This is a genomic window from Microcoleus sp. FACHB-SPT15 (assembly GCF_014849525.1).
GTDB classification, from domain to species: Bacteria; Cyanobacteriota; Cyanobacteriia; order Cyanobacteriales; family Coleofasciculaceae; genus Symplocastrum; species Symplocastrum torsivum.
Genome location: NZ_JACJNU010000007.1, coordinates 209479 through 223015 on the forward strand (window position 1 = coordinate 209479; position 13537 = coordinate 223015).

The following is a 13537-nucleotide window of genomic DNA, read 5'->3' on the forward strand; positions in this document are numbered from 1 at the left end:
ACTCAAAACGGACAAGCACGTTGGCAAGATTATGGAGCGTTAGTCTATAGGGATTGGTGATCGCACTGCTTGGATTGATATCAAATAGTAGGGGAAAGGTAAGAGATGGGAAGAATCTTTATCTCAGCGGGTCATGGTGGTGTGGAAGATGGGATCGTAGATCCAGGTACGATTGCCGGAGGAACCACAGAAGCCAGGGAATTGATTAAGCTTCGCGACTTAGTGGCGGCTCAGTTGCGATCGCAGGGCTTTGAAGTCCTTGAGGTTCCCGATAACCTAAGTTTGGCAGAATCGATCGCTTGGATTAATGTTCGCTCCCGTCTTGATGATGTTGCCGTAGAGCTTCAGCTCGATGCCTTTTCTAACCCTACGGTGCGAGGAAGCAGCGTTTTCTACATTCCCAACAACGAGGAACGCAAAGCCCAAGCTGAACTTCTGCTGCGATCGCTCCTGCTGAAGGTACCTCTGTTCGTCAATCGAGGAGTTAAACCGGATACAGAAACGGGGCTGGGTAATCTGGCATTTATCCGCCAAGTGATTATCCCTTCTTTGGTTCTCAATATTGGATTTCTCACCAATCCAGAAGATCGCTCTCTGATTGAGAACCGCCCTCAGGAGATAGCTCAGGGAATTGCTAATGGGTTAGCTGCCTGGAGCCTTACTCTTTCAGAGGCGAGTTCCCTAACTCGCCCGTACCCCCCAATTAATATCAGTATCAACAATAAGGTTTATGGGGAGAATGGCATTATCATCAATGGCAATGCTTACATCCCAGTTAATATCGTTGATAAACTGAATCTGGATTTGACTCAACCAACGAATGTTCGTCTCATCAACTACGGTAACCTTACCTACATTAGAGCCATCGATCTGCGAGAAGCTGGAGTATTTATCGGTTGGGACGCAGCTTCCCGTGCAGTAATTCTGCGTTCGATTTTACCGTTCAAGCCAGAGGAGTTAGGTGCAATTATTAGAAAGGGATACCTTTCTGAGGCAGATTTGAAGGCATTCCTCAAACAGGTTAATCCGCAGGCGCTAAAACAGTTTCCAGATATCGCTAAGCTTTACTTAGAAGAAGCGGCGATTGAGGGGGTCAATCCTGATGTGGCTTTCGCTCAAGCACTTTTAGAAACTGGCTTTTTTCGCTTTGGCGGTACTCTCAAGCCGATTCAGAATAACTTCGGTGGGTTAGCTGCCATTGGGGGGAGTAAAGACGGTGCTACCTTTCTCAGCGCCCGACTCGGTGTCCGCGCCCACATCCAACACTTGAAAGCCTACGCCAATCAGGAGCCACTTGTCCAGGAAGTCGTCGATCCTCGCTTTCGCTTGGTCGGACGGGGGAGTGCCTCTAGGGTTGAGTTGCTCAGTAGACGTTGGTCGGCCGATCCGCTATATGGTGATAAGATTTTGGCGATTTTAAGACAGATGTACAACTCAGCCGGTTTGCTCTAATTGCGAAGTATTCACCTGACCAAAAAGAAGATTAACAAACTCACTCAGGAATCAAGCAACTAAGACCAACGCTCTCATAATGGAGATAGCTGCATACCAGATGTGAGCATTACTGTGAAAGAGAAACACTGACAATCGTTAGATGGATATTGAGGCTCAAGATAGGAAAGTAGCGAAGATAAGGTTGAGGGAAGCACTTGCTGCTTACGGGGGTGATACTAAGCACGAATCTGTAGCCGTAGCAATTGAGAAACTTGTACACCTCAACTCAACAGCAGCACCTACTCGCAGTGACGCGCTAATGGATGGGCAATGGTTATTGATTAGTACGCCCAACTTTCCCAATGGAGAACTGCGAAGTGATGGAAAGTATGTTTATACCCTTGGTCGGCTTGCCTTTAATCTGTTTCAACCCACCAGCTTAAAGATTGTAATTGATCGGGTACTGCAACCTGTAGTTCCGGTAGGCGAGGGTCAACAACGGACTCATGACATCATTGTTGAATTCACGACAGTAGACGAGAATACTCCTACGCTACAAGGCATCGTTCACAACCAAGGGATTTGCTCTCCTCATGATGACAACACTCTGCAAGTACAGTTCACAGGGGGAGAACTGGCACCGAAGGCGCCAAATGAGATAGAAGCATGGAAAGCCGTATTTGGAGAGCAGTCCAAACCTTCAACAACAGGTCTAAAAGAAAGGCTGATGACCAGCGTTTTGAGGATGATGTTCGGGATTGTTCCACCACAAGGAATGGATCGAAACACGGGGCGAGTTTCTTTCAAAATGCGGAGGTCTCCTAAAGGTAATCTCGAACTGCTTTATCTCGATGAAGAGTTGCGTATCACACGAGGGGAGCGAGGTACTGTTCTGGTGTGTGAGCGCATTCTTGAGTAGGTTTGCAGGAGACTTCTAAAATGAACGAACCCTCTTCCGAAAGTATTGCGGAACAACTGCTTGCCGATCTCAGGCAAGAGCAACAATTGGTGAATTCAATAATTAGAGGATGTATTGAGCATCGCTGGGCACTGGGAGAGGAAGAAACAGAGCTTACTGAAGCGATGATTTACAATGCATTTGAGGCATATGCTATCGCTAGAGGTATGGCTCTTTCAGAGGCAGAGAGGTTTTGTGAACAGCATCTAGATGAATTAATAGAGCGTGTTCAAGCGATACTTTAGGCTGATTTTAGGTTCGCTTAATGTTGCATTCTTCGATAATGAAGTTCATCGGATTTTCTTGATAAGCGATCGCTTTCCCCATAATCGTTGAGTTGATGGAAAGCTCTCGTCCAGAACGGCAAACTGACTCACGGGCGTTGCACAAACAGATTACCTGTTGCACCTCGTCCTACCCTGATTTCTGGGTATTTGCTAGTTACCGAGTAGAGAAGGGAGATTATCGAGGTGGAGTGAGTGTGGGAGGCGAAATGGCGCGAGCAATTTTTAGGGCTTGCTCTAGTAACTTTACAGCTTCCTCAGTCTGCTCGGCTTGAGCGTATTCACGAGCGATCGCACTGAGAGCCTTAACCCTCCTATAGTTACCAAATTCATCCGAACTCATCATATCAACAGCTTCAATCGCACGGTCGAACTGCCTTAACTCAGCGTACTCACGAGCAATTCCCAGCAGCAGTTTATTGCGATAGAAACGAGTCTCATTCGTCGCTCCATCGATTGTTTGACCAATTGCTTGAGTTGTCTGCTTTGTCCAATCAAGTGTCTGAGTTGCTTGCACCGCCCAGTTTAGTTCTCCTGCGTTAATAGCCCGTTCGATGATGCTGTAAATAACGTTGGTTTTATTTTGAACTTCCAGACCCTTAATCATCAGAGCCGTTTTAAGCGCTTGGGCATACTGCCCTTTTGATGCATATTGTTCGGCAATGCGAAGAAGCGCCTCGTCTTGATGACCTCTACCAAGGGTATTAGCAAGCTGGAGTGCCTGTTCAAACCGCCCATTTTGTGCATAGAAGGCAACAATAGGTGGCATAAAACTTTGGTAGGCAAAGTTGGAGTCTACTGGAACTTGAGAAAAGTCGGAGGCGGCAAGATTCAGTTTGCCAGTTTGAACCAGTTGAGCCACTTCGAGTGCCCGATCGATTTGTCCAATTCTTAAGTACCCAGCAATAATTTCTTCAAGCGCACGACTCGCCTCAAAAGGAGCATCCGAGCGTAAATTTTCTGCACCTGCTCGTAAATCCGATAGTGCTTTATCCAAAAGCTTGGCTGCTTCTGCACCCTTCTCCAAATATGCATACAGATTGGCAACTGCGGTAAATGTACGCGATCGCGAAATAGGATTTGCAATCTTTTGTGCAGCTACAACGATTTGTTCAAGAGCCTTAAAAGCCAGTGGAGGAACATCTGCTTGTTCAGCTCGTTCTACTTCCTTGCAAATGTTGAGAACTTGCTTTAGCTGCTCTCGATCTAGAGTTTCTACAATTGTTCTTATTGACAAAAGGGCGTCGGTTTCTTTTTGTGCAAAACAGCGAGAAAGCTCTGTTTGTGCTTGAGTTTGTGGAGATTGGTTGCTTGAGGCGCTAGTGTTGAAGGTTCGCTCAACCTTTGAAGCTAAACTCTGAAGCTCGGCTGCTCGGTCAGGCTGACCTGTCTCGTTATAGTAGTTGACTAGGGAAAGCCATACTTGAACAGCTTTGTCAGATTGCCCTGTCCTGTTGTAGTAATCAGCTAACTTTAGCTGTATTTCAGCCTCTCGATCAGGTTGTCTTGAGTCACTTTCACGGTATGCATCTAGCAGCCCTAGCAGCATACCTTCAAGATACTTGTCTCCAAAACTCGTTGCGATTCTAAGGGCCATGTCATGGCGACCATCTATAGCATTGCTTCCCGCTGCTGCAAGTACCCAATTCTCCGGATCGTTCCGAGCGGATGAAGACGGTTCTGGTTCGCAGTATTTGGTCGTCTCAAGAATTTTTTGAGCTTGAGCAAAAAGTGCAGAACTTTTGGTTTCTTGCCCCGCTAAGGCGTAGTTACCCGCAACATGGGTTAAAATTTCAAGCCTATGGCAGGGGTTTGCAAGGGTTTGATTGAAAGACAAAGCTTCTTCTAGAAGCTGAATAGCTCGGTCAGGCTGCTTAATGGTAGTGTAGCCTCCTGCAAGGGAAGCTAATAATTCTGCTTCAGTTAGAACCTGCTCCTGCTGAGCATCTTGTCCAATCACTGCGCTTTCAGTTAGAACGTGCTCCTGCTGAGCATCTTGCCCAATCACTGCGCTGCCTGGATGAGCGATAGCCAGCAGTAACGCAGCCAACAAAAGTTTGAGATTCATCCCTGTAAACTCCTGCTAGAACTGTAAATATAAGTTGTTATTAACTTGCGAGAAACTTTACTAAATTACTTTGTGAATGCTCTTAATCTGAGCCAATCGAGTTACCCATAAGCATCATCTTACTCGAACGCGATCGCTTTCCCCATAATCGCTGAGTTGATGGAACGCTCTCGTGCAGAACGCCCAGCTTACTCACGACGAAACACAAACAGATTGCCTGTTGCACCTCGTCCTACCCTGATTTCTTGGTCTAAGTAGGAGGTTGTCCATTCTGCCTCATTGCGGAGGAATTCCAAGACGGGGATTTTCAGCTCAGGAAAACTCCAGCTTTCCATGCCAAAGGGCTTTGTTGCTTGTATAGAAAAACTGTCAAAGCTCACCTTAGCCATCTCCTCAGAAGCACCCCACGTCCAAACGCCATCAGCTCGTAGCTGCCATTCTCCTAGTAGGGGTAAGTCAAGCAAAGCACTGTTAGAGGCAGAAATCTTCCCCGCACCGCCTGCCACCAACTTTTGCCACACTCGTTTGATTGTTATTGTTGCCCCAAAATCTGGAATTGATGCAACCTGGCGGGTAACGACTGTTCCTTTTGAGGCGTACACTAATTGCCAGTTACCGAGTAGAGAAGGGAGATGGTCGGGGTGGAGTGGGTGTGGGATGGGATTGATGCTTTCTAGCTGTTGCACAATTTCATCGATTTGCTCTCCATCTGATGGAAATAGCGCTTGCTGTAGCCCTAATGCTTCTACTCGTTGCAAGAGTTCAGTTTTTAGGGCAAATCTTGTTGCGTCATTTTCTACCATGTACTGAAATATCCATTGTTTTCTTCTTATTGTTATCTCGGTTAGTGACGATGCAAATAGGCTTGTCGTTGTGCGTGAATCTCCGAAAGACGGTTGAATGCTTCTTGTGTGTACCTTGTAGCTTCTCGCCCAATGGCTGACCAGACTAGTTTCAGTGCTTTCACGTCTTGGCAGGCGCGTATTAAGGTGCAGCAAGCGGCTACCCACTGCTCTAGCTGGCGGTAGCTGATAAAGTAGCCGCCAATGCCTTGAATATGCACCCAAAGTACGTGCTTCCACTTTTCCCAACGCCAAACTCTGTTCTGGTCAGTTTTTAGATATTTGGCGAGTTGTTTGCGGGTAATGACAAAGGTTTTGGGGTTGATGCGACGGTGCAGGACGTTCATGGTTGTGGTGGAGTCGGTGCAGTCTGTGCTGAATCTTGGAAGAACCCCTCCCCTGCATTTGCCCCCTAAATCCCCCAATTCTGGGGGACTTTCAATTTCCGGTTCTCCCCAAAATTGGGGGGCTAGGGGGGCGAAATGCAGTGACTTTGACTCAATCAGGAGATGTGTGTAGACGGTAGCCTTAATAAGAGGGGCTAGGGGGGTCATTCCGGGGACTTTTGCACACAGGTTTCTAGCTCATCTGGCATTACGTCAAAAACAATTTCAAAGGGAACGCTGGGCATCATTTGCTTGAGGATTCGCAGATGTCCCTCGGCATCTACTCGGCGGCGAAACCGTCCGACGATGAGGGTACGCATATCGGGGAAGGGGCGGATGATGCACCAGGGATGCAAGCGTTGTAAGTAGGTCATGTTAGTGAAGTGAGACGCGCTAGCGTCCTGCCCTCCTTATCAGGTTTGCGGGTTGGTCTTTTATGGCGCGTTGAATGATGGTTTCGATCGCTTGGCACCGGGTGTCGTTGTTTTGCGGGTGAAGTACCCAGGCGCTGATGGGGGCAGGTTGATAAGTCAGTGTGTAGAAGCGATCGGGGGTGAGGATGACTTTCCAGACGGGCTGTTTGGGTAGTTTGCGAAGTTGGTAGCCGCGTTGATGCAGTGCTGCTTTTATGGCAGCAACATCTGTGGCGACTCGGTGTGCTTCGGTCGCTTTGGATTTTTTCATTGGTAATGGTTGATGCTAAAAAATACTAATTGTACCAATTGGTAATTCTATATTCGCATAAGTTGTACCAATTGGAAATATTTACGCGGTTATGTGCCTCTGACAGAATCTGAGGCATGGGAAGAGCAGGCAAAGCACTCAGGCAGGTGTTAAAAACTTACGGCATTAGCCAAAACCAACTGGCGATCGCAATGGCTATCGCCGCTGCAAATGTTAGTCGATGGGTGAGTGAAAATAGAGACCCTTCGGCTGAGGCAGCATTTGAAATTCGGCAGGGACTTCAGAAAATCGATCCGGCGGCGGCTGAGGAGTTTGTGATGCTTTATATGTATGAGTCAAGCGAGGATGAGGAGTAGCGTAGGGGAAGAAAGGCGATCGCTCAACTGCAACATGCAAGGTGGGCACTGTTAGCTTAACTGCTGAAAACCAAGTATTTTGGCTTTGCAGTGCCCACCCTACAACTGAAGGGTGATCGCTCGATTCTGACCTCTGATGCGATTGTCACGACGAAACACAAACAGATTGCCTGTTATCTATCTACAAAACGCCAATAGAGGAAATCCTGAAATCTCCTTCAAGTCCTGAATAGTGGAATGTAATCTAGTTTAACTATAAAACTTTTGATGAATACTGGCGTAACTCTATGGATAAATAGTTTAAAAAAGGTTCGACTAGGCTTGTTTGATTTAAACGATCCACAAGCTGAAAGCTATATTTTATATTTGGATGAAGTGATAGAATTTCTTGAAGATTATTATAACAGAGAAAAAGTGTATGAAGGAGAATCAGATACAGAAGAAGAGAACATTCTTCAATGGATAGACGAAGACGAGCGACTCTAAAAAAAGAACAAAGTTATTCCAATGACATCAGAGCGTAGAATTGGTAGATACTGAGTTAGACGACCCAAGAAAAATGGGAAACCAGGATTTTGCATCAACAATTTCAAAAGATATAAAAACTCAGATAATGTTTGAATTTCTCTTTGAATAAAATTTATTTTAGCTTAGGTTACTATTTTTTTTATTAAGTTTTCAATATATTCGTCTATCAAATTAGTTATATCTTCTTTGTTGACAAAAACCTCCTTAGCTTTGTGCTTTAAAATACAAAGAGCTTTAACATAAAAATTTAAATCATGCCTAAGCAGTTTTCTTCTAAGCTTACTACCCATTTCTTTGTCCACACCAGTCCGAAAGGATTCAAATAGGCAGGTTAAACACTCGTATAGGTTATAGATAAAGTATTTTTTATCATTACGTTTTTCTTCGACTGTTGAATAAACACCTAAGGATTCATTCTCTAAAACAGCCTTAGCTAGAGCAAATGCTAAATTCAGCCGAACTTCTCGATGATTTAACCAGTTCTTAGCTTGCTTATGAGCCTGAATATCTTTCGTAATTGCATCTATGGCTAACTGAGTAGCAATGCTTGATGGTAATTGCTCAAGAGCTAGCAGCTTGGTTTTTTGATTAAGTTCTGGAACTGATATCAACTGTACAATATTAATTAGGTCAGCGAAAAAAGTTTTGATTTTTGTCTCGACCTATTGCATCTCCCTGAAGTGAACCTATAGCCTGATTGCTTCCAAACTGATTAGTTTGATTGGCATTGACATTATTAGATTCTACTTGCCGGAGGTCTTCAACTAAATCTTCCACTTTCTTCTTGAAGGAATTATTTCCATTTTTGGAAAACTCCTCTAAAATCTCTGCTTGTAAAACTTCTGGATTTTCTGCTGCTTCCTTTCTTATAGCCTTCTCTTGTAACCAGTCTTGTATTATACCTTTCAATTTATAGAGTTTGCTTAAAGAATCTTCACCGAGTTTTGTAATAGCTCCCTCAGAAGCTTTCATAAAGAAGAAACGTGCGACTTCCGCAGCTAAAAGCGTTAGCTCCATGTACCCTAAACCCTTGGTAAATACACTACTAAATCTGGGAAAAGAAATTAAATTAGATACTTAAAGCAGTGTAGAAGCAATAAACTAGCACTAGCTTTAAATTCACTTTTGGAGAGGAAAGTTATTTTCTTTTCTCTGATAACCTAACACAGTTATTTTAAAATGCAATTATTTTTTTCATATTTATAGCTATTTTTTACTACTCTTTTGAGAGAAAAATAGTCCTTATAAACTGACTAAATGTATCACCTAGCGTATTACAAACAATTCTCTGGCCTGACCTCGCCGACACTTCTATGCCAAACGCAGGCAACGGCATTTTTGGAAAAACGAAGCCGCTTTAATCTCAGCATCCGGGTTGTGTATATGTGCTGGAGTCGGTCGGGTGATGCCATTAAATAAATCATCCAGACCATAAGGAGTAAAGAACTGCCATTGTCCTTGCTCATCTAACCGAACCCCTACAGCCGTTGCCGTGTGGAGCCAATCAGTAACGCCATCTTCAGTGCTGCTGTAAGGTCTGCAACCGGGACGCCAACGCGCAAAACTCGCTTGATTTTTAACATCAAATTTGTAGTCAGGAAACTGTTCTGTGAGGGTTGCCTTAGCAGCGAGTTCTTGAGAACGATCGCCAAGTGCATCAAAAAAAGCGATGTCAAAGTCGTTGATGACTAACTGACACTCATTGCCAAACAGCGATCGCCAAACTGTATTTCGCACCGCACCACCCGCTAACCACCAGTTGGGGAGATTGAGAAATGCGATCAAGCAAGCTAAGTGAGTGGAACTATCCAGATTTTGTCTGTGCAGTGTTGCCGTCGATTGTCTGTTCGCTGAAGCGAAAGCCTCCTCACTAGCACAATAAATCTGATTCATAATGGCTATAAGCAGGCGAATCACCATGCCAATTGAGGTTAACAGTCGTGTCAGTCAGTTCCCAAGAGATTGAAGTCAAGTTCACGATCGCGATTCCTGAAATCGATAAGGCTCAAAGGTTAGAAGCGGAGCGCAAAGCACGGGAAGCCTTTATCATGGAACTACTCAGACAGGGAAACATCAGCGCTGGACGAGCCGCAGAACTATTAAGCATCGATCGCTGGCAGTTGTCCGATCTCATGGGACTTTATCGAATCTCACCCTTTGCACCCCAAACTCCAGAAGAACTAGAACGCGAAGTTGCTGCAACTGCCCGTCTGTTGGAGCAATCTTCGCAGTGATAATCGTCTCAGACACAACACCCTTGAGCGAACTGGCAAAAGTGGGACAGGTGGCTCTTTTACAGGGTGTCTTTGGGCAAGTTATTATTCCCAAAGAAGTTCATGATGAGTTGACCAAAGGCAACCATCCAGCCATAGTCGCCCTACAGGCAGTTGATTGGATTGAGGTGCGATCAGTCAGCGATTCCCAGAAAGTATCAACGCTTAGAACACAAACTCAACTTGGCTTAGGGGAGTGTGGAGCGATTATCCTTGCTGAAGAGTTGGGTGCTACTCGGCTACTGCTAGACGACCAGGAAGCACGCACAGAAGCACTATCTCGCAACTTACCTGTTATTGGTACGGTGGGTGTTCTGCTACTTGCCAAACGGCGAGGACTGATTCCTAGCGTCAGACAAATACTTGATGATCTGATTGCTCAGGGAACATACATCAGTCAAAAACTATATCAAGATGTTCTAACTCAAGCGCAAGAGTAGCATGAGTGGTTTAGCAGAAGTCACAAGGCTGCATGGTTCGATATAGCAACCTTAGTCTCTTGCTTTGCGATCGCCAATCGTATTTCGCACCGCACCACCTGCCAACCACCAGTTGGGGAAATTGAGAAGAGCGATCGCGGCAGTTCTTCTGTAAAGGCGATTACACCAGTCAAAATCAAAGCTCGAATCGTCTGATGCTGACGATAATTTGTTACTGACGACAGCCATATATTGCTAGACCATACGCAGGCAAGGGCATTTTTGTAAAAACGAAGCCGCTTTACTCTCAGCATCCGGGTTGTGTATATGTGATGGAGTCGGTCGGATGATGCCATTAAGCAAATCATCCAGACCATAAGGAGTAAACATCTGCCATTGTCCTCCATCATCTAACCGAACCCCTACAGCCGTTGCCGTGTGGAGCCAATCAGTAACCCCATCTTCCGTGCTGCTGTAAGGTCTGCGACCAGGACGCCAACGTGCAAAACTCGCTTGATTTTTCACATCAAATTTGTAGTCAGGAAACTGTTCTGTGAGGGTTGCCTTAGCAGTGAGTTCTTGAGAACGATCGCCAAGTGCATCAAAAAAAGCGATGTCAAAGTCGTTGATGACTAACTGACACTCATTGCCAAAGAGCGATCGCCAAATCGTATTTCGCACCGCACCACCCGCCAACCACCAGTTCGGGAGATTAAGAAGAGCGATCGCAGGCAATACAGCTCCAACAGGCGAATCAACCAAAATCGTCTGGAGGCGAGTGGCACTATCCATGTTTTGTCTCTCCATTGCTGTTGCCGATTGTCTGTTCGCTGAAGCGAAAGTCTCCTCCGTAGCACAGTAAATCTGATTCATAATGGCGATAAGCAGCCGAATCATCATGCCAGTCGAGGTTAACAGTCGTGTCAGTCAGTTCGCAAGAGATTGAAGTCAAGTTCACGATCGCGATTCCTGAAATCGATGAGGATCAGAGGTTAGAAGCCGAGCGCAAAGCACGGGAAGCCTTTATCAAGGAAACCAACATCCATTAGCGCGATCGCCTTCACTTGGTTGATTCAGGAAAGTCAAATATTGCTTAAGTTAAAAAGAGTTATATCACCTGCATCATCAATCAACGTTATGGAGCCAGGAACTAAGGATTGCAGCAGAGGGATGATTTGCACGATCAGGGGCAGTAGATGATCGGGGCGGGTACTGCTGGCATTGAGTACTACAACCCGCAACGCTAGATTTTGCAAATTTTGCTGGTAGGGTAAGTTTTTGTCAGATGTGATGAAAACATCAAATGGAAATACATTTGCTAGGGCTAAAAGCTCTCGATCTTTTGTGCCGCGCCAGCCCATATCTTCCACATTTTGCACGGTGTGCCCGACATCTAGGAACGGTTTTTTCAGTTTTTTGCTGAGCAGGTTTTCATCAAGCAGAATGAGCACTAGCTTCTCGCTCCTGGTTTAGCATCGCTTTTGCGATCGCTTCCAAAACTTGCAAGGCTGGTATTTTCAGATGGGGAAAGTCTTCCAGAAACTCAGCTAAACCTGATTCACCTTCTAGGTAATCAAAAAAGGTTTGTAAGGGAACCCGTGTGCCAACAAAGACAGGAACTCCGCTCATAATTTCTGGATCGCTATGAACAATCCCTTGACGGTCAAGAATTTGTTGGATTTTCATGACGAGTTCACTGAATCTAGTTGATGAAAATCTAGTTGATGAAATCCTAGCACTTGATAAGCCGCGATCGCTAATTTGTGCTATCGAATCAACATCTGGTGAGATCGCCAAACTGTATTTCGTACCGCACCACCCGCCAACCACCAGTTGGGGAGATTGAGAAATGCGATCGCCTGTAAATATAGAGCAATCCTATTTGAGTTGTGAGTTAGCGGTTTAGCTCCCGGACTTCTTAAAGAAGTCCGGGATCTCGCCTTCACTAGGCAGCAATCGCCGAGGGATTAAGCCGTGTGGAGGCGTTTGCGAGGGCGATTCCCTGCTTTTGTGGGCTTTTGGGTGCGGGTTGGTGCCGATGGTGTCTGGGGCTTTGCCCGGTTACTGCGACGTTGATTCGATCGCTGAGGCTTCGGTTGCTCTGCCTGAGGTTGGGCAATTGATGTTGGCTCGTATCCTGGAATCACTTCTTTGGCAAGAGTTTGATTGAGCAACCGTTCGATGTCCTTCAGAAGTGGATATTCATCGCTACAGACCAGGGAAACAGCGCGTCCTTCGTTGCCAGCGCGACCTGTGCGACCAATGCGATGCACGTAATCTTCTGGTACGTTAGGAAGTTCAAAGTTGACGACGTGAGGGAGCTGATCGATATCTAGACCCCGTGATGCTACATCGGTGGCAACTAATACACGCACTTTCCCTTGCTTAAAGTCTTGCAGGGCACGGGTGCGGGCTGCCTGACTTTTGTTGCCATGAATTGCAGCGGTTTTCAGTCCATCTTTAGCAAGCTGCTCGGCGAGACGATTGGCACCATGTTTTGTGCGGGTGAAGACCAGCACCTGTTTCCAGTTGTGGAACCCGATCATATAAGAAAGCAGTTCTCGCTTGTGATCGCGATCAACAGGATGAACTACCTGTTCTACCTGTTCTGCGGCGGTATTGCGGCGAGCCACTTCGATCTGAGTTGGAGACTTTAGCAAAGTGTTGGCAAGTTGCTGGATTTCTTTAGAGAATGTGGCAGAAAACATCAGCGTTTGCCGAGATGGAGGTAGTTTCGCCAAGATTTTGCGGATGTCGTGGATGAAGCCCATGTCTAACATGCGATCGCATTCATCCAGCACCAATATCTCTATCTGGGAGAGATCTACGGTCTTTTGTCCAAGGTGGTCGAGCAAGCGTCCGGGTGTGGCGACTAGAATATCAATCCCCCGACGCAGCATTTGAATTTGCGGCCCAATTCCGACACCGCCATAGACAACTGCTGATCTCAGGGACAGGTATTTGCCATAGGTTTTGACACTATCGTTGACCTGATCTGCTAGTTCGCGAGTGGGGGTGAGGATGAGGGCGCGAGGTGTGCGATGCACCTTATTAGGGTTGGTGGTGCCCAAAAGTTGCAGTAGAGGCAGGGTAAATCCAGCCGTCTTTCCTGTTCCCGTTTGGGCACTGGCGAAAACGTCTTGTCCTTGCAGAATAGCGGGAATTGCTTGCTGCTGAATGGGGGTTGGTTCCGTGTAGCCAGAGTCAGCAACAGCACGAAGTAGGTCGGTCGAAAGACCGAGGTTACGAAATGTCATGGATGTAATTACTCCTAGTGGTGCCCCTATCCCAAATCAAGTGCCTGG

Annotated in this window: 24 protein-coding genes; 9 read left to right on the plus strand and 15 right to left on the minus strand. The window is 46.1% G+C overall.

From position 1 onward, the window contains the following. Positions 1-105 precede the first annotated feature (105 nt). The 3 genes from H6F98_RS03470 to H6F98_RS03480 all read left to right on the plus strand — a co-directional run bounded on the left by H6F98_RS03470 (position 106) and on the right by H6F98_RS03480 (position 2637). A complete protein-coding gene (locus H6F98_RS03470; protein ID WP_192217274.1) occupies positions 106-1452 on the plus strand; it encodes an N-acetylmuramoyl-L-alanine amidase in 1347 nt (448 codons plus the stop codon). A 142-nt stretch (positions 1453-1594) separates the two neighbouring features. Continuing rightward, positions 1595-2353: a PAP/fibrillin family protein gene (locus tag H6F98_RS03475; protein WP_192217275.1), complete on the plus strand. Its 759-nt coding sequence runs from the start codon at positions 1595-1597 to the stop codon at positions 2351-2353. A 20-nt stretch (positions 2354-2373) separates the two neighbouring features. Further along, positions 2374-2637, plus strand: a complete 264-nt coding sequence (locus H6F98_RS03480) for a hypothetical protein (protein WP_192217276.1) — start codon at positions 2374-2376, stop codon at positions 2635-2637. A gap of 7 nt (positions 2638-2644) precedes the next feature. On the opposite strand, the gene H6F98_RS03485 is transcribed toward H6F98_RS03480, so the two are convergent. From H6F98_RS03485 to H6F98_RS03510, 6 genes are all read right to left on the minus strand, one after another. Beyond that, positions 2645-2800 (minus strand): hypothetical protein, encoded by a 156-nt coding sequence (locus H6F98_RS03485; protein WP_192217277.1) that lies wholly within the window; start codon positions 2798-2800, stop codon positions 2645-2647. Between the two features lie 54 nt (positions 2801-2854). Then, the gene (locus tag H6F98_RS03490) at positions 2855-4744 is read right to left on the minus strand and encodes a tetratricopeptide repeat protein (RefSeq protein ID WP_192217278.1); all 1890 of its coding nucleotides are present in this window, start codon (positions 4742-4744) and stop codon (positions 2855-2857) included. A gap of 188 nt (positions 4745-4932) precedes the next feature. Beyond that, the gene (locus tag H6F98_RS03495) at positions 4933-5547 is read right to left on the minus strand and encodes a PAP/fibrillin family protein (RefSeq protein ID WP_192217279.1); all 615 of its coding nucleotides are present in this window, start codon (positions 5545-5547) and stop codon (positions 4933-4935) included. A gap of 41 nt (positions 5548-5588) precedes the next feature. Further along, positions 5589-6140 carry a hypothetical protein gene (locus H6F98_RS34345; RefSeq protein ID WP_313929790.1) on the minus strand — a complete coding sequence of 184 codons (552 nt, stop codon included), beginning with the start codon at positions 6138-6140 and terminating at the stop codon, positions 5589-5591. Then, positions 6137-6346 carry a hypothetical protein gene (locus H6F98_RS03505; RefSeq protein ID WP_192217280.1) on the minus strand — a complete coding sequence of 70 codons (210 nt, stop codon included), beginning with the start codon at positions 6344-6346 and terminating at the stop codon, positions 6137-6139. The genes H6F98_RS34345 and H6F98_RS03505 overlap by 4 nt, the downstream gene beginning before the upstream one ends. Positions 6347-6365: 19 nt before the next feature. After that, complete coding sequence (locus H6F98_RS03510) at positions 6366-6656, minus strand: hypothetical protein (RefSeq protein WP_192217281.1); 291 nt, start codon at positions 6654-6656, stop codon at positions 6366-6368. A gap of 116 nt (positions 6657-6772) precedes the next feature. Between H6F98_RS03510 and H6F98_RS03515 the strand changes: the two genes are divergently transcribed. Both H6F98_RS03515 and H6F98_RS03520 read left to right on the plus strand, forming a co-directional pair. Further along, positions 6773-7012 (plus strand): helix-turn-helix transcriptional regulator, encoded by a 240-nt coding sequence (locus H6F98_RS03515; protein WP_192217282.1) that lies wholly within the window; start codon positions 6773-6775, stop codon positions 7010-7012. 267 nt (positions 7013-7279) lie between these two features. Continuing rightward, a complete protein-coding gene (locus H6F98_RS03520) occupies positions 7280-7498 on the plus strand; it encodes a hypothetical protein (protein WP_192217283.1) in 219 nt (72 codons plus the stop codon). A gap of 164 nt (positions 7499-7662) precedes the next feature. On the opposite strand, the gene H6F98_RS03525 is transcribed toward H6F98_RS03520, so the two are convergent. From H6F98_RS03525 to H6F98_RS03535, 3 genes are all read right to left on the minus strand, one after another. Further along, positions 7663-8151, minus strand: coding sequence for a hypothetical protein (locus tag H6F98_RS03525; RefSeq protein WP_192217284.1), 489 nt, complete (start codon positions 8149-8151; stop codon positions 7663-7665). 19 nt (positions 8152-8170) lie between these two features. Then, on the minus strand, positions 8171-8557 hold the full coding sequence (locus H6F98_RS03530) for a hypothetical protein (RefSeq protein WP_192217285.1): 387 nt from the start codon (positions 8555-8557) through the stop codon (positions 8171-8173). Positions 8558-8851: 294 nt separating this feature from the next. After that, complete coding sequence (locus H6F98_RS03535) at positions 8852-9433, minus strand: nucleotidyltransferase family protein (protein WP_192217286.1); 582 nt, start codon at positions 9431-9433, stop codon at positions 8852-8854. Between the two features lie 47 nt (positions 9434-9480). Here H6F98_RS03535 and H6F98_RS33895 point away from each other — a divergent pair, with 47 nt between their 5' ends. Both H6F98_RS33895 and H6F98_RS34350 read left to right on the plus strand, forming a co-directional pair. Next, positions 9481-9774 carry a UPF0175 family protein gene (locus tag H6F98_RS33895; protein ID WP_192217287.1) on the plus strand — a complete coding sequence of 98 codons (294 nt, stop codon included), beginning with the start codon at positions 9481-9483 and terminating at the stop codon, positions 9772-9774. Then, the gene (locus tag H6F98_RS34350; protein ID WP_192217288.1) at positions 9771-10253 is read left to right on the plus strand and encodes a DUF3368 domain-containing protein; all 483 of its coding nucleotides are present in this window, start codon (positions 9771-9773) and stop codon (positions 10251-10253) included. The genes H6F98_RS33895 and H6F98_RS34350 overlap by 4 nt, the downstream gene beginning before the upstream one ends. A gap of 20 nt (positions 10254-10273) precedes the next feature. Here the strand turns inward: H6F98_RS34350 and H6F98_RS33065 are convergent, their stop codons facing one another. Together H6F98_RS33065 and H6F98_RS03555 are read right to left on the minus strand one after the other, a co-directional pair. After that, complete coding sequence (locus H6F98_RS33065; RefSeq protein ID WP_206759632.1) at positions 10274-10546, minus strand: hypothetical protein; 273 nt, start codon at positions 10544-10546, stop codon at positions 10274-10276. Next, positions 10488-11039, minus strand: coding sequence for a nucleotidyltransferase family protein (locus tag H6F98_RS03555; protein ID WP_242058317.1), 552 nt, complete (start codon positions 11037-11039; stop codon positions 10488-10490). The genes H6F98_RS33065 and H6F98_RS03555 overlap by 59 nt, the downstream gene beginning before the upstream one ends. A 113-nt stretch (positions 11040-11152) precedes the next feature. On the opposite strand from H6F98_RS03555, the gene H6F98_RS33900 reads away from it, so the two are divergent. Continuing rightward, positions 11153-11281: a hypothetical protein gene (locus tag H6F98_RS33900; RefSeq protein WP_277927499.1), complete on the plus strand. Its 129-nt coding sequence runs from the start codon at positions 11153-11155 to the stop codon at positions 11279-11281. Positions 11282-11314: 33 nt separating this feature from the next. Here the strand turns inward: H6F98_RS33900 and H6F98_RS03560 are convergent, their stop codons facing one another. Beyond that, positions 11315-11683, minus strand: coding sequence for a DUF5615 family PIN-like protein (locus H6F98_RS03560; RefSeq protein ID WP_192217290.1), 369 nt, complete (start codon positions 11681-11683; stop codon positions 11315-11317). Continuing rightward, entirely contained in the window at positions 11667-11918 is a 252-nt protein-coding gene (locus tag H6F98_RS03565) for a DUF433 domain-containing protein (RefSeq protein ID WP_192217291.1), read from the minus strand. Before H6F98_RS03565 ends, H6F98_RS03560 begins: the two co-directional genes overlap by 17 nt. Between H6F98_RS03565 and H6F98_RS34355 the strand changes: the two genes are divergently transcribed. Then, on the plus strand, positions 11917-12078 hold the full coding sequence (locus tag H6F98_RS34355) for a hypothetical protein (protein WP_313929792.1): 162 nt from the start codon (positions 11917-11919) through the stop codon (positions 12076-12078). The genes H6F98_RS03565 and H6F98_RS34355 overlap by 2 nt on opposite strands. Here H6F98_RS34355 and H6F98_RS34360 read toward each other — a convergent pair. Together H6F98_RS34360 and H6F98_RS03575 are read right to left on the minus strand one after the other, a co-directional pair. Next, positions 11999-12178 (minus strand): nucleotidyltransferase family protein, encoded by a 180-nt coding sequence (locus H6F98_RS34360; protein WP_313929791.1) that lies wholly within the window; start codon positions 12176-12178, stop codon positions 11999-12001. The genes H6F98_RS34355 and H6F98_RS34360 overlap by 80 nt on opposite strands. A 21-nt stretch (positions 12179-12199) precedes the next feature. Then, positions 12200-13489 carry a DEAD/DEAH box helicase gene (locus H6F98_RS03575; protein WP_192217292.1) on the minus strand — a complete coding sequence of 430 codons (1290 nt, stop codon included), beginning with the start codon at positions 13487-13489 and terminating at the stop codon, positions 12200-12202. Positions 13490-13537 lie beyond the last annotated feature (48 nt).

Bases quoted from the DNA above. Each gene is read 5' to 3' on its own strand.
- H6F98_RS03470 (WP_192217274.1), top strand. From the start codon at position 106: ATGGGAAGAATCTTTATCTCAGCGGGTCATGGTGGTGTGGAAGATGGG.
- H6F98_RS03475 (WP_192217275.1), top strand. From the start codon at position 1,595: ATGGATATTGAGGCTCAAGATAGGAAAGTAGCGAAGATAAGGTTGAGG.
- H6F98_RS03480 (WP_192217276.1), top strand. From the start codon at position 2,374: ATGAACGAACCCTCTTCCGAAAGTATTGCGGAACAACTGCTTGCCGAT.
- H6F98_RS03490 (WP_192217278.1), bottom strand. From the start codon at position 4,744: ATGAATCTCAAACTTTTGTTGGCTGCGTTACTGCTGGCTATCGCTCAT.
- H6F98_RS03495 (WP_192217279.1), bottom strand. From the start codon at position 5,547: ATGGTAGAAAATGACGCAACAAGATTTGCCCTAAAAACTGAACTCTTG.
- H6F98_RS34345 (WP_313929790.1), bottom strand. From the start codon at position 6,140: ATGACCCCCCTAGCCCCTCTTATTAAGGCTACCGTCTACACACATCTC.
- H6F98_RS03505 (WP_192217280.1), bottom strand. From the start codon at position 6,346: ATGACCTACTTACAACGCTTGCATCCCTGGTGCATCATCCGCCCCTTC.
- H6F98_RS03510 (WP_192217281.1), bottom strand. From the start codon at position 6,656: ATGAAAAAATCCAAAGCGACCGAAGCACACCGAGTCGCCACAGATGTT.
- H6F98_RS03515 (WP_192217282.1), top strand. From the start codon at position 6,773: ATGGGAAGAGCAGGCAAAGCACTCAGGCAGGTGTTAAAAACTTACGGC.
- H6F98_RS03520 (WP_192217283.1), top strand. From the start codon at position 7,280: ATGAATACTGGCGTAACTCTATGGATAAATAGTTTAAAAAAGGTTCGA.
- H6F98_RS03530 (WP_192217285.1), bottom strand. From the start codon at position 8,557: ATGGAGCTAACGCTTTTAGCTGCGGAAGTCGCACGTTTCTTCTTTATG.
- H6F98_RS03535 (WP_192217286.1), bottom strand. From the start codon at position 9,433: ATGAATCAGATTTATTGTGCTAGTGAGGAGGCTTTCGCTTCAGCGAAC.
- H6F98_RS33065 (WP_206759632.1), bottom strand. From the start codon at position 10,546: ATGCTGAGAGTAAAGCGGCTTCGTTTTTACAAAAATGCCCTTGCCTGC.
- H6F98_RS03555 (WP_242058317.1), bottom strand. From the start codon at position 11,039: ATGGAGAGACAAAACATGGATAGTGCCACTCGCCTCCAGACGATTTTG.
- H6F98_RS34355 (WP_313929792.1), top strand. From the start codon at position 11,917: ATGACGAGTTCACTGAATCTAGTTGATGAAAATCTAGTTGATGAAATC.
- H6F98_RS03565 (WP_192217291.1), bottom strand. From the start codon at position 11,918: ATGAAAATCCAACAAATTCTTGACCGTCAAGGGATTGTTCATAGCGAT.
- H6F98_RS03575 (WP_192217292.1), bottom strand. From the start codon at position 13,489: ATGACATTTCGTAACCTCGGTCTTTCGACCGACCTACTTCGTGCTGTT.